The organism is Streptomyces xanthophaeus (assembly GCF_030440515.1).
Classification (GTDB): Bacteria; Actinomycetota; Actinomycetes; order Streptomycetales; family Streptomycetaceae; genus Streptomyces; species Streptomyces kutzneri.
Genome location: NZ_CP076543.1, coordinates 7235921 through 7249638, shown reverse-complemented (window position 1 = coordinate 7249638; position 13718 = coordinate 7235921). Strand labels below are relative to the sequence as shown.

The window sequence follows — 13718 nt, the reverse complement described above, 5'->3', positions numbered from 1 at the left end:
CGGCAGGCCACCGCATCCGGGCCAGGAGTCCACCGCACACGCGCCGCGAGGCCACCGCGCCCCCGGCCGGGAGGCCCGCCGCACCCGGGGTGTGCGGGTGCGGGACACGTACGCCCCGGCCCGGCACACTGCCGGCATGGGCCTCCTCACCGCCGCCTGCGCGGCCTACGCCTCCCTCGCCGCCTGGCTCTGGCTCACCCTCGCCCAGGGCATGTTCTGGCGGACCGACGTCCGCCTCCCGCCGCGCACGGCCCCCGCCCGCTGGCCGTCCGTCGCGATCGTCGTCCCGGCCCGGGACGAGGCCGAGGTGCTGCCGCGGAGCCTGCCCTCGCTGATCGCCCAGGACTATCCCGGCGAGGCCGAGGTGATCCTCGTCGACGACGGCAGCACCGACGGCACGGGCGAGCTCGCGCGCCGGCTCGCCCGCGAGTACCCCGGGCTCCCGCTCACCGTCGTCTCCCCCGGCGACCCCGCACCCGGCTGGACCGGCAAGCTCTGGGCACTCCGGCACGGCATCGGGATCGCCCGCACCGCGCACGCCACCGAGCCCGATTTCCTCCTCCTCACCGACGCCGACATCGCACACGAACCGGACAGTCTGCGCGAATTGGTCGCCGCCGCCACCTCCGCGGACCTCGACCTCGTCTCCCAGATGGCCCGCCTGCGGGTGGTCGGCCTCTGGGAGCGCCTCGTCGTACCGGCCTTCGTGTACTTCTTCGCCCAGCTCTACCCCTTCCGCCGGATCAACCGGCCCTCCGCCCGGACGGCGGCGGCCGCCGGCGGCTGCGTCCTGCTGCGCACCACGGCCGCCGTGCGGGCCGGGGTCCCCGACTCCATCCGCCAGGCGGTCATCGACGACGTGTCCCTCGCCCGCGCGGTGCACCGCTCCGGCGGCCGGATCTGGCTGGGACTCGCGGAGCGGGTGGACAGCGTGCGCCCGTACCCCGCGCTCGCGGACCTGTGGCGGATGGTCTCGCGCAGCGCCTACGCGCAACTGCGCCACCAGCCCCTCCTGCTGGCCGGGACGGTGGCCGGGCTGGTGCTCGTCTACCTCGTACCCCCCGCCGCCCTGCTGACGGGGATCGCGGCCGGGCGTCCGGACATCGCCTGGGCGGGCGGCCTGGCGTGGCTGCTGATGGCCGGCACCTACCTGCCGATGCTCCGGTACTACCGCCAGCCGGCCGCACTCGCTCCGCTGCTTCCGTTCACCGCGCTGCTGTACCTCCTGATGACCGTCGACTCGGCCGTGCAGCACTACCGGGGCCGCGGGGCGTCCTGGAAGGGCCGAACCTATGCCCGTCCCAGTGAATCCTGAAACGGCGAACTGCCCCCCGGAACAGAGTCATCCGAGGTCACCGCGTTGTGACGCTGCGTCAGCGCGAAGTCGGTGCAACACCCGACCGGTGAGTACGAGTACGAACAAGATGGGGCGGAAGTGGCGAATCGTGCACGTGAACGTCAAGTGAAAGGTGAGGCCCTGACCTGGGAATATGCAGGTCAGCGCGGGGTTGACGACACCTCGCTATGGACCCGGTGAAGTCGTGGGCTTAACTTAGGTCCCATGACCTCCCCCCGCTCCACTTATGGCGGCGGTTACTACTCCGCGCCCTCCTTCCCGGACACCCCCATCTACGACTCCCTCGTCGCCGAACGCGGCACTCCGCAGATCGCCCCGATCCGCGTCCCGGCCGCCTACGAGTCCCCGAGCGCCGGATACTCGAGCGGCGGGTACCTGCCGGCCCTCGCATCGTCGATGCCCGCGCTGCCGCCGGCCCAGCCCCAGCAGCAACAGACCTCGGGGTACGGATATCCGTACCAGCAGCAGTCGGCCCCGCAGCCGATGCCGCTGCAGCAGGCCCCGGCCCCGTACATCCCGCAGCAGCAGCCGATGGCGGCCCGCGGCGGATACATGCCGCAGCCCCAGCCGCAGCAGCCCCGCCCGGTCGCCATGGCCACCGGGTACGAGGCGATGCGCCCGGCCGCGCCGCGTCCGATGCAGGTGCCCGCACCGGTGCCGGCCGCCTCGTACGAGGACCCGTACGGCCGCCCCTACCAGGGACGCGGCTACTGAGGGGGCTCTGAGACGCGGGGCAGCGGAAGGGCTGGCAGGATGCCCTCATGTCGAACTTGCACGTCCAGGCGCTCCACATCCATCCCGTCAAATCGGTAGCGGGGACCGCTCCCGACGAGGTGGCCGTGGAGCCCTGGGGTCTGTCCGGGGACCGACGTTGGGCGCTGATCGATCCCGAGGGCACGGTCATCACCCAACGCCGCCATCCACGCCTCGCCCTGGCCACGGCCCGTCCCACGGGCGGCGGCCGGATCGCGGTGACGGCGCCGGGTATGGCGGAGCTGTCCGTGGAGGTGCCCGAGCCGGGTCCGCTGGAGCCGGCGATGCTGTTCGGGAAGAAGGTCGAGACCGTGGCCGCGGCGACCACCGCGGCCGACTGGTTCAGCGCGTACCTCGGGGAGCCGGTACGGCTGGTGCACATGGATGATCCGGCGGTACGCCGTCCCGTGGACCCGGACTACGCCCTGCCGGGCGAGACGGTGAGCCTCGCCGACGGCTATCCGCTGCTGATCACCACGCTCGCCTCGCTGGACGCGCTCAACTCGCTGATCGCACAGGGGGACCATCCTGAGGAAGGCCCCCTGCCGATGAACCGATTCCGCCCCAATGTGGTGGTTTCCGGCGCCGAGGCGTGGGCCGAGGACGGCTGGCTCCGCATCGCGATCGGCGATGCCGTCTTCCGCGGTGCGCGCGAATGCGGGCGGTGCGTCGTCACCACCACCGACCAGGAGACGGCGCAACGGGGCAAGGAACCGCTGAAGACCCTGGCCAGGCACCGGCGGATCGGCAAGTCGCTCGCGTTCGGGCGGCTCCTGGTACCGGTGCGGCTGGGTACGGTGCGCGTCGGCGACGAGGTTCGTGTCCTCGCGTGACCCGTCCGGTGTCGTCTGGGGCAGGTGGGACATGAGGGGCGGGCGGGTGGTCGCGGACCGGCGACCGGCCGCCCGGATTGACACCTTCGAGGGGCTCGGCGCCCGCGCTGGAACCAACTGGCACGACCAAGCCGTTGGATCAAACAGGACAGAGGCGCAGGCAGGCGGAGACTGGCACAGGTTGGGGGAGCCGGACCGTGCGGACAGCAATGGGTGTGTGGCGTTGGCGGCGCAATCCGCTGCGCCGCCCGACCGATCTTTTCGAGGCGTGGGTGGCGTTCGCCGCGCTGGTGTGTGTCCTGGTGGTGGCCCCGGCCATCGGCTGGGTCGCGGGCCTGCAGGTGGACGGTACCCTTCAGCAGGCCGCGCACGAGCAGCGGCAGGAGCGTCATCTCGTCCCGGCGGTGGTCCTGCGGCCCGCCCCGGAGTCGGCGGCGGCCACGGGCGCGGGCGCTTCGGCGAGCGCCTCGGCCGACACGTCGGCACAGCGGACGGCCCCGCACCGGACGCAGATCGTGGCCTCGTGGACCGCGCCGGACGGCAGCAGCCATCAGGGCACGGTGCCGGCCGCGGAGGAACCGCCGCGGCCCGGCGAGCGGTTCCGGATCTGGACCGACGCGCGCGGCCGGCTGGTGGGGCAGCCGCTCGACCCGTCCGCGGCCGTGTTCCACGCGGGGATGGCGGGGCTGGCCGCCGCGATCTGCGTGGCCACACTGGTGGAGACGGTCCGGCGGCTGGTCGTACGGCGGCTCATGCATCGGCGGTACATACGTCTGGACCGGGCCTGGGCGGCGGCAGGACCGGACTGGGGCCGAGCGGGCGCGGGCAGTTGACCTGGCAGCTCATCGGCTCCGCGCGCGCTACGGTGGAGCGGCCGGATCGGTCGCTCCAGTGACTTCGGTGGCTGCGGTGACGTCAGACTTCAGTGGCATCGGTCGTATCGGCAGCGCGAGTACGAGGGTGGGGGCACGACAGCACCATGGTTCAGGGCACGGTCCAGGTGACGCACGGCGGGACTTCGCGGTGGCGGCGCCGCTCCGGTGAGTATCCGACGCTGACCGCCGCGCTCGCCGCCGCGGGCGACGGGGACGTGCTGACGATCGCTCCCGGCACCTACCGCGAGAACCTGGTGCTGGACCGTGCCGTCACCCTGCGCGGGCCCGAGGCCGGGGCGGGGTCGGTGCGGATCGCCCCGCTCGACGGGGTCGCGCTGACCGTGCGCGCCTCGGCCGTGGTCCAGGACCTTTATCTGGAGGGCCAGGACCGGGCGGCGCCCGCGCTGCTGGTGGAGGAAGGCTGCCCCGAGCTCACCGATCTGCGGGTGAGCACCCACTCCGCCGCCGGCATCGAGGTACGCGGCTCCGGAGCCCGGCCCCTGGTACGGCGGTGCACGGTGGAGAATCCGGCCGGCGTCGGCATCGCCGTACTGGACGGTGGCGGCGGGGTGTTCGAGGAGTGCGAGGTCGTGGCCGCCGGGCAGAACGGCGTCTCGGTGCGCGGTGGCGGCCGGCCCCGGCTGGAACGCTGCAGGATCCACCACGCCACGGGCGCGGGCATCGGGGTCACCGGCGAGGGCTCGGGGCTGGAGGCGCTGGGCTGCGAGGTGTACGAGATCAAGGGCGCCGGGGTGCAGATCGCCGCGCGCGCCACGGCCCGGCTCACCGACTGCTCGGTGCACCGCACCTCGGCCGACGGGGTCACGCTCGACACCGACGCGGTGCTCACCCTGACCGGCTGCGACATCCACGACATCCCGGAGAACGCGGTCGATCTGCGGTCCCGTTCGGTGCTCACCCTCAGCCGCACCACCGTGCGCCGGTTCGGCCGCAACGGCCTGTCCGTGTGGGACCCGGGCACCCGGGTGGATGCCGAGTCCTGCGAGATCCACGACAGTACGGGTGACTATCCGGCGGTGTGGATCAGTGACGGGGCAACCGTCTCCCTCGACTCCTGCCGGGTGCACGACGTGCCGGACGCGCTGTTCGTGCTCGACCGCGGATCGCGCGTCGACGTGGTCGACAGCGATCTGTCCCAGGTGCGCAACACCGCCGTCTCCGTGAGTGACGGGGCCACGGCACAGCTCGACGACTGCCGGATCCGCGAGGCGGCGACCGGGGCCTGGTTCCGCGACCACGGCAGCGGCGGCACGCTCTCCGGCTGCACGATCGACGCCGTTCAGACCGGTGTGATCGTCACCAAGGGCGCCGACCCCACGCTGGAGCGGTGCACGGTCACCTCCCCCGCCGAGGCCGGTTTCTACGTGTCGGCCGGTGGCCGGGGCACCTTCACGGCCTGCCGGGTGACGGGCAGTTCCGGCTTCGGCTTCCACGTCATGGACGGCTGCCGCACCACGCTGACGCGCTGCCACACCGAGCGCTGTGCCCGCGGGGGCTACGAGGTCCCCGAGGACGGGCCGATCGCCGAGGAGTGCACCGGCGACGAGTCCGGCGCCCGTCTCGCCGACCGGGCCGCTCCCGGCGGCGCGCCCGCCGGGGCGCGGGCGGGTATCCGTACGGCCACCGGGACGCAGAGCCCCGTGGCACAGCCGGCTCGGACGCCCGCGCCTTCCGTACCGCGGCCCGCGGACGGGGCGGAGGGCGGTCCGGCGGCCGCCGCGCCGGATTCCGGCGAGATGCTGGGCCGGCTCGACGCGCTGGTGGGCCTGGACAGCGTCAAACGCGAGGTGCGGGCGCTCACCGACATGATCGAGGTGGGCCGGCGGCGGCAGCTGGCGGGCCTGAAGGCCGCCTCGGTGCGCCGGCACCTGGTCTTCACCGGCTCCCCCGGCACCGGCAAGACCACGGTCGCCCGGCTGTACGGGGAGATCCTGGCCTCGCTCGGGGTGCTGGAGCGCGGGCACCTGGTCGAGGTGTCCCGGGTGGACCTGGTCGGCGAGCACATCGGCTCCACGGCGATCCGTACGCAGGAGGCCTTCGACCGGGCGCGCGGCGGGGTGCTGTTCATCGACGAGGCGTACGCGCTGGCGCCTGAGGACTCGGGACGGGACTTCGGGCGCGAGGCGATCGACACGCTGGTGAAGCTGATGGAGGACCACCGGGACGCGGTGGTCGTGATCGTCGCCGGGTACACGGCGGAGATGGAGCGCTTCCTGACGGTGAATCCGGGGGTGGCCTCGCGGTTCTCGCGGACCATCACCTTCGGCGACTACGGGCCGGGGGAACTGCTGCGGATCGTGGAACAGCAGGCGGAGGAGCACGAGTACCGGCTCGGGGACGGCACGTCGCAGGCGTTGCTGGCCTACTTCACGGAACTGCCCAAGGGCCCGGCCTTCGGCAACGGCCGTACGGCCCGCCAGACCTTCGAGTCGATGGTGGAGCGGCACGCGGGCCGGGTGGCCCAGCTCGCGGAGCCCAGTACGGACGAGCTCACCCTGCTGTTCCCGGCGGATCTGCCGGCACTGCCGGTCCAGCCCGCTCCTTGCTGACCACGACCCGCTGCCCCGGTACCTCGGCCCGTGCGGCGGCGTCCAACCGGGCGAGCAGGGCGTCGCGTTCGGCGGCGAAGGCCGGATCGGCCTGGTAGTCGGAGTGGCCCAGGATCGGGGCGGGCAGCGGATGGCGGGCGCTGCGCCCGTAGGCGAGCGGGTCGGCGAGCGGGCCGCGGTCCACGTCCGGCTCCGCGCCGGGCAGCGCCGGCCCGCCGATGGGGTCGGTGGCCCGCCAGAGGTTGCGCCAGCAGTCGACCTCGCGGTGCAGGGCGGTGAGCGGCCCCGGGCCGAAGTAGGCGGGGAACCAGCGGCCGTAGAGGCGGCCGAGCGGGGATCCGTAGGTGAGCAGGGCGACCCGGCGGCGGGCGGGCGGCGGCAGTTGCCAGACGGCCGCCGCGGCGAGCACGCTGCCCTGGGAGTGGCCGGAGATGACCAGGCGGCCGCCGGTGCGGCCGGTCCAGCCGGCCATCCGCCAGGTCAGGTCCGGTACGGCCCGCTCGGCGTAGCAGGGCGGCGCGAAGGGGTGGGCGGCGCGCGGCCAGAAGGTGCCGACGTCCCACAGGATCCCTATGGTCCGGCGGGCGGCGGGGTCCCGGTAGGCGCGGCGGCCCCAGGCGATGAAGGCGGCGATGCCCAGGCCGATGAGCCAGGACCCGGCGTCCTGGGCGGCGCGGGCGGCGGCTTCCAGCAGCGGCACGGTCCCCCGGGCGGCCTCGCCCGGGACCTTGCCGCTGAACCAGGCCCCGGCCAGCGCGCCGGCGCCGAGTACCAGGGTGATCCCGGAGACGGCGGCCACGAACCAGGGCGCGGAGTCGGTGAGCGCGGCCGCAGTGCGCGCCCCGGCGATCCTGCGGCTGCGGGCGAGGTCCGGTGTCTCCCCCGGGTACTCGGCGGCCACGGCGGCGGCGAGCCGGCCCCGCGCCCGGGCTCCGAGCACCGCGAACCAGCCCGCGAGCAGCGCCAGTACGAGGAGCAGCGGGGGCAGTACGGCGGCCTGCCAGGACAGCAGGACCGGCGGCCCCGCCAGCGGGGCGCCCGGCATGCCGGGCGTGGCTCCCCCGTCCAGCCAGTCGGCGACGCGCTGCGCGACCCCGCCGGACATCACCCCGCCGAGCGCGCAGCCGAGCATGGCGACGGCGGGCCCGCCGAGGCCGTACAGGGCCGTCGCCGGGTCGGGGGCCCTGCGGTACAGGTGGCGGCCGACGGCGGCGAGGGCGAGCACGCAGAGCCCCTGACCCAGCATGAGCACGCCGAAGGCCAGGTCCCCGGGGAGCCGTCCGGTGGCGGTCCAGTCCGGGCGCGACCAGCAGGCGTGCACGAGGACGGCGGCGAGCAGGGCGAGGGCGGCGCCGGGCAGCAGGGTGACGGCGGCCCGGTCGAGGCGGTGGTCGGCCCGGTCCTCGGTGCGGCCGCGCCGGCAGACGACCCAGGCCACGCTGACGGCCCCGGCGGCGAGCAGGACGTGCGTGAGCGTACCGAGGACCGCGAGGACGGGTGCGCCGGCCCGGCGGTCGTGGCGGGCGGTCGGCACGGAGACGGCCACCGCCACGGTGAGCAGCCCGGCGGCGGTGTGCGCGGCGCGCAGCCGGGCCACGAGCCGGCGGCCGTACCAGAATCCGGGGCGCCCGAGCGCGGGCACGGGGTCCGACACGGTGTCCGGATCGGCGGTTCTGGCGGGCGGGGGCTGGGACTCGTAGGCGCTCCAGGTGCGGTTCGACAGGTACCAGAGCAGCCCGGTCAGCGCGGCGGGGACCAGGGCCCCGAGGGCGAGGCGCCGCCCGGGCTGGGCCCACCAGCCTCCTCCGGGCGCGAGGAAGCCCAGCCAGGAGCGGAATCGGGAGCCGGCGCAGGTCCCGGCGCCCGCGCACTGCCAGGCGAGGAGGTCGAGCGCGACCTCGCAGGCGGCTGCGATGAGCAGCACGGTCAGGCTGAGGGCGAGGATCCGTACGAGGACCCCGTACGTGCGCACGGCGCGCGGCGCGGGGTCGGCGGCGGGTGTGGCCGGCCGGGCCCAGTGGGCGAGGTTGGCCACCATGAAGGGCAGGAGCAGCAGCCACAGGGCGCGGGCGCCGTTGCCGGAGGTGAGCCGGGACCAACAGTAGGCCTCGGGTACGGGCCGTCCGGCGTACCGCTCGGGGTGGGTCTCGGCGTCGGCGTCCTCGGTGCGGCGGAAGACGGCGGCGGTGGAGTCGCCGGTGACACGGACGGTGCGCGGGTCGCCGAGCAGCTCGCCGGGGGCGGCGCCGGCGACTCCGTGGACCAGGAGTTCGAGGGCGAGGGGGGTGTCGGGCAGGGTGCGGGACGGGGAGGGGTCGGGCTGGGGGCGGTCGGGCACAGCGGCCTCCGCTCGCGGGGCGGGATCGGCGCGGCTCCAGCATCCCGCGCGGCGGACCCGCTGCCCAGGTCCCGCGCGGGAATCGGCAGAGATCGACAGAGATCGGACGAGGCCGGACAGGGCCAGGACAGGGCCGGACGGGTTCACTCGGGACCGGTCCGGATCGGTCGGGATCGCTACGGACTTCTCACGCGTACGGGGCTATGGTGGCGCGCACGCCTGTTCAGCACCTCACCCCAGGGGGTACCGCCCATGGCTCGCCGACTCCGACCGGTGGGGCTCGACTTCATCGACGACGCGCCGGTCCGGCTGGTCTTCGCCACCGACACCGCGGCGCCTGCCGAGGCCGTGTACCAGGCGCTCGCCGAGGAAGTGGAGGGCTGGGCCGACTGGTTCGGGGCGGTGACACTGGCCCGCCCCACGCACGGGGGCGCGGGCCGCGAGATCAGGCTGAAGGGCGGGGTGCGCTTCCAGGAGACCGTCATGGCCGCCGATCCCGAGCGGCGTTACGCGTACCGGGTCGACACCACCAACGTCCCCGGGGTGCGGGCGCTGTTGGAGGAGTGGCGACTGACCCCGGCCGGTACCGGCACGCACGTCCGATGGACCTTCGCGGCGGACGGGCCGACCCCGTTCCGCCTCGGCCTGGCCGCCGCCCGCCCGGGCCTGGGCCACTCCTTCCGCACCGCGGTCCGAGCCCTCGACCGGCGGCTCACCGCCCGGCGCGGGGCCGATCAGTGACCCGGGCCGGCGTCGCCCCCGACACCCGGTAGACCTCGGCCAGTTCTCCGTAGCCGCCCGCGCTCCAGACGGCCGTACGGAACTCCTGCAGCGTCATGCCCGGCCCGGCGGCGAAGTGGACCACCGCGCAGCGTGCGCAGCACCAGCCACGGGACCAGACGTCCTCGGCGGCAACCCGGCCGGCCGCGACCCGGGCCCGGAACGCCCGTCGGGTCCGCACGGTCGAGACGATCAGCAGGGCCGCACCCAGCAGGGCGAACGCCGAGATCCAGGCCAGGAACAGGAGCTCCGCCCCGGGCTCGGGCGCGGGGGCCCATGTCGCGCCGCCCCAGAGCGTCGTCGACCCGTGGTCCACTTCGGCCGCGGGCGCGTCCGTGAACCAGTTCCCGCCCAGCGCGCCGCCGATGAACGTACCGATCGACACCAGGACGAGCAGCACGCCCAGCCCGGTGCGCCCCGCGGTATCCGGGGACGGCGGTGCCGGGGCCAGCGCGTCGGCCAGCCGCGGGACGATCTCGCGGACGTCGGTGCGCCGGTCGCCGTCGCCGGTCTCCTCGTGGAACCGGCGCTGCCCGCCGAGGCTGACGGCCGGGACGGCGCGGACCTCGTCGGAGCGCCGGCAGCTCGGGCACTCCAGAGGGGATCCCCCGCGTTCGGCTCGGTTCTCCGCTCCGGGAGGCCGGTCATCGGGACCGGTCGTCCGTGCCCGTGTGCGCGCGTCCCGTTCGGGTCTGCTGTACTCGATGCCCGCCATGCTTCCCCCCGGCCACACGTGTTCTGAGTCCGCTGAGCGTAGCCAGGCAACCCCGGTGCCACCAGGGCGTTTTCGTCACGGGCCCGTCACGGCGGCGCCGCATCGCCGCTCCCCCGGGACAAGACATCCCGCAGGGGAGTCAGGCGGCGGGTTCGCGCCAGACCCCGGTGGTCAGCAGAGTGTCGATGGTCTTCGCGTACGGGGCGATGTCGAGCCGCTGCGCCGCCAGCCACTCGTCGGAGTAGTACTTGTCCAGGTAGCGGTCGCCCGGGTCGCACAGCAGGGTGACGACGCTGCCCGTGCGGCCCTCGGCCACCATCTCCGAGATGATCTTCAGGGCGCTCCACAGGCCGGTACCGGTCGAGCCGCCCGCCTTGCGCCCTATGGCCGTCTCCAGCGCGCGGCAGGCGGCGACACTCGCCGCGTCCGGGACCTTCATCATCCGGTCGATGGCCCCGGGCACGAAGCTCGGCTCCATGCGCGGCCGGCCGATGCCCTCGATGCGCGAGCCGCAATCGCTGCTCGCGTCCGGGTCGTTGTTGGTCCAGCCGTCGAAGAAACAGGAGTTCTCCGGGTCCGGGACGCAGATGCGGGTGTCGTGCTGCATGTAGTGCACGTAGCGCGCGATGGTCGCCGAGGTGCCGCCGGTGCCGGCGGTCGCCACGATCCAGGCGGGCTCGGGGTACCGCTCCAGGCGCAGCTGCTGGTACATCGATTCGGCGATGTTGTTGTTGCCGCGCCAGTCGGTGGCCCGCTCCGCGTACGTGAACTGGTCCATGTAGTGGCCGCCCGTCCGGGCCGCGAGCTCGGCCGACTCCTCGTACATCTTCATCGGGTCGTCCACGAAGTGGCATGCGCCGCCGTGGAATTCGATGAGGCGGCATTTCTCCGGGCTGGTCGTGCGCGGCATGACGGCGATGAAGGGCACACCGATCAGCTTGGCGAAGTACGCCTCGGAGACGGCGGTGGAGCCGGACGAGGCCTCGATGACCGGGCGGCCGGGGCGGACCCAGCCGTTGCAGAGCGCGTAGAGGAACAGCGAGCGCGCGAGGCGGTGCTTGAGGGAGCCCGTGGGGTGGGTGGACTCGTCCTTGAGGTAGAGGTCGATGCCCCACGCCTCGGGGAGCGGGAAGCGCAGCAAGTGGGTGTCGGCGGAGCGGTTGGCGTCGGCCTGGACCTTGCGGACGGCCTCCTTCAGCCAGGCCCGGTAGTCCGCGTCGCTGCGATCGACGTCGACGGTCGTGGCAGTCGTACCGGTGGTACCGGTGGTTCTGGTGGTGCTCATGTGCCGCGCTCCTTCGTGGGTGAACTTCGCCCCCCTTCTTCGCAATGTACCCCTCCCACCTGCACAAACGTTCGCTTTGGGGATCCATGCGAATCCCTTTCGATCGCGTTCGGTTGCACTGTGCGGCACCGTGGGTGACCCTGGTGGAGCATTACCGAGGGTGCAGCACCCGTAACACTCATGTCGGGGAGTCGCAGCCGTGATCACTCATTCCCGCAGGCACTGCGTCGTCGAACTGCAGGCCTTGCCGTCGCGGATCGGCCAAATCCGCAGAATCGTTTCTGCACAACTGCGCCACTGGGAGCTCGACCCGCTCATAGACCGGGCTGCGCTCGGCGTGACGGAGCTGCTGAGCAACGTCCACCGCCATGCGCAGCCGGACAAGACCTGCACCGTGGAGATCGAACTCCGGCTCGGGCGGCTGACGGTCTCGGTCATCGACAGCGATCCGCGGCTGCCGGTCGTCCACCGGACGCGGGCGGAGGCGCTGGAGACCTGCGGACGCGGGCTCGCCCTGGTGGAGGCGCTCAGCGAGGCCTGGGGGGCGCGCGAGCGGCCCGACGGCCCCGGAAAGGCGGTGTGGTTCTCGCTCACCGCGGCCCCGGCCAGGGCGACGCCGGTACGGCCGGCTCCCCTCAAGGCCACGCCCGTACGGGAACCCGCGCGCGCGGTGCTCCTGGCCGTCGATCCGGCGGCCGTCGCGACAGGCCTGCCGGTGGCCTCGCCGGTCGGCGCCCGGCCCGGGTGACGGACCGCCCCGGTCCCCGGGGCCCGGCCCGATCCGCGGGGCCCGGCCCGATCCGCGGGGCCCGGCCCGATCCGCGGGGACGGCCGGGGCCGACCTGGCCGACCTGGCCCGGCAAGATCGGCCTGACCCGGCCTGATCCGGCCCGATCCGGCCTGACCCGGCCGGACGCCGTTCAGGCCAGGGCTCCCAGCGGGTCGTCGAGCACCGGCTGCCACGCCAGCTCCGCCGCGCCGACCAGGCTGTTGTGGTCCAGGGTGCACGGCAGGATCGGCACCCCGCCGCTGCGCCCCCACAGGCTGCGGTCCGCGACCACCGCGCGCAGCCGCTCCGGGTCGGCGTGCAGCAGCTCCCGGTGCAGCCCGCCCAGGATGATCCGGTCCGGGTTGAGGATGTTCACCAGGCCCGCGAGGCCGAGCCCGAGCCGGTCGATCAGCTCCTCCGTGGCCGCCCGTACCGCCGGTTCCGCGGGCTCGTCGCGCAGCAGGTCGCGGGCCTGCTGGAGCAGCGACACCTCGGGGCCCGGGCTGCGGCCCGCCGCGGTGAGGAAGGCCAGCGGGTCCGCCTCCACGTCCAGGCAGCCGCGGCTGCCGCAGTGGCAGGCCCGCCCTTCGGGGTTCACGGTGAGGTGGCCGACCTCCAGGGCCAGGCCCGAACTCCCGCTGTGCAGGCGGCCGTCCAGCACCAGCGCCCCTCCGACCCCGCGGTGCCCGGTGGCCACGCACAGCAGGTGCTGGGCGCTTCTCCCCGCACCGTGCCGGTGCTCGGCCAGGGCCGCGAGGTTGACGTCGTTGCCGGTCAGGGCCGGGCCGTCGATCCCGGCCGCCTTCACGCACTCCGCGAAGATGGCCCGTACGGGAGAGCCGGCCGGCCAGGCCAGGTGCAGCGGGTTCAGCGCCGTACCGTCCGGCTCCGCCACCGCCGAGGGGACCGCGAGACCCGCGCCGACGCAGCGGCGGCCGCTCTGCGCGAGCAGCTCCGCGCCCGCCTCCACGACCGCGCCGAGCACCTGCGCCGGATCGGCGGAGACGGTGACCTTGCCGGGGGCGGTGGCCACGATGCGGCCGCCGAGGCCGACCAGGGCGGCACGGAAGCCGTCCGAGTGCACCTGGGCGGCCAGCGCCACCGGGCCGTCCTCGGCCACCGAGAGCCGGTGCGAGGGGCGGCCCTGGGCTCCGCCGGTCCCTCCGGCTCCGCCGGGGCGGGAATCGACGCGGATCAGCCCGAGGGCCTCCAGCTCGGCGGCGACCGCTCCGGCGGTGGCACGGGTGACCCCGAGTTCGGCCGTCAGCACGGCGCGGGTCGGGGCACGGCCGGTGTGGACGAGCTCCAGCGCCGGCCCGAGCGCGCCGCGACCCCGTTCCAGCCTGGTCCGCGCAGCCGCACCGGACGCGGATGACGTGGTCACATCCCCCACCCGCGGCGGGGCCCCGTTGCCGTTCATGGCAACGATCCTCGCATGATCGG

11 protein-coding genes are annotated in these 13718 nt (G+C 74.4%); 7 read left to right on the top strand and 4 right to left on the bottom strand.

The features are described 5' to 3' along the window. Positions 1-136: 136 nt before the first annotated feature. From KO717_RS32310 to KO717_RS32290, 5 genes are all read left to right on the top strand, one after another. On the top strand, positions 137-1315 hold the full coding sequence (locus tag KO717_RS32310) for a glycosyltransferase (protein WP_301372986.1): 1179 nt from the start codon (positions 137-139) through the stop codon (positions 1313-1315). 246 nt (positions 1316-1561) lie between these two features. Next, on the top strand, positions 1562-2071 hold the full coding sequence (locus KO717_RS32305; RefSeq protein WP_030713698.1) for a DUF6643 family protein: 510 nt from the start codon (positions 1562-1564) through the stop codon (positions 2069-2071). Between the two features lie 47 nt (positions 2072-2118). After that, positions 2119-2943 carry an MOSC domain-containing protein gene (locus tag KO717_RS32300; protein ID WP_301372985.1) on the top strand — a complete coding sequence of 275 codons (825 nt, stop codon included), beginning with the start codon at positions 2119-2121 and terminating at the stop codon, positions 2941-2943. A gap of 197 nt (positions 2944-3140) precedes the next feature. Then, a complete protein-coding gene (locus KO717_RS32295) occupies positions 3141-3776 on the top strand; it encodes an Rv1733c family protein (protein WP_301372984.1) in 636 nt (211 codons plus the stop codon). A gap of 146 nt (positions 3777-3922) precedes the next feature. After that, positions 3923-6388 (top strand): right-handed parallel beta-helix repeat-containing protein, encoded by a 2466-nt coding sequence (locus tag KO717_RS32290; RefSeq protein WP_301372983.1) that lies wholly within the window; start codon positions 3923-3925, stop codon positions 6386-6388. Here the strand turns inward: KO717_RS32290 and KO717_RS32285 are convergent. Beyond that, positions 6330-8726, bottom strand: coding sequence for a hypothetical protein (locus tag KO717_RS32285; protein WP_301372982.1), 2397 nt, complete (start codon positions 8724-8726; stop codon positions 6330-6332). The genes KO717_RS32290 and KO717_RS32285 overlap by 59 nt on opposite strands. Before the next feature lie 252 nt (positions 8727-8978). Between KO717_RS32285 and KO717_RS32280 the strand changes: the two genes are divergently transcribed. Continuing rightward, positions 8979-9467, top strand: coding sequence for an SRPBCC family protein (locus KO717_RS32280; RefSeq protein WP_301372981.1), 489 nt, complete (start codon positions 8979-8981; stop codon positions 9465-9467). On the opposite strand, the gene KO717_RS32275 is transcribed toward KO717_RS32280, so the two are convergent. Continuing rightward, positions 9439-10221 (bottom strand): hypothetical protein, encoded by a 783-nt coding sequence (locus tag KO717_RS32275; protein ID WP_301372980.1) that lies wholly within the window; start codon positions 10219-10221, stop codon positions 9439-9441. The two genes, KO717_RS32280 and KO717_RS32275, sit on opposite strands and share 29 nt — an antisense overlap. Before the next feature lie 139 nt (positions 10222-10360). Beyond that, positions 10361-11506: a PLP-dependent cysteine synthase family protein gene (locus tag KO717_RS32270; RefSeq protein WP_301372979.1), complete on the bottom strand. Its 1146-nt coding sequence runs from the start codon at positions 11504-11506 to the stop codon at positions 10361-10363. 199 nt (positions 11507-11705) lie between these two features. Here KO717_RS32270 and KO717_RS32265 point away from each other — a divergent pair, with 199 nt between their 5' ends. Next, the gene (locus KO717_RS32265) at positions 11706-12254 is read left to right on the top strand and encodes an ATP-binding protein (protein WP_301372978.1); all 549 of its coding nucleotides are present in this window, start codon (positions 11706-11708) and stop codon (positions 12252-12254) included. A gap of 172 nt (positions 12255-12426) precedes the next feature. On the opposite strand, the gene KO717_RS32260 is transcribed toward KO717_RS32265, so the two are convergent. Next, positions 12427-13695 (bottom strand): ROK family protein, encoded by a 1269-nt coding sequence (locus KO717_RS32260; RefSeq protein ID WP_301372977.1) that lies wholly within the window; start codon positions 13693-13695, stop codon positions 12427-12429. Positions 13696-13718 lie beyond the last annotated feature (23 nt).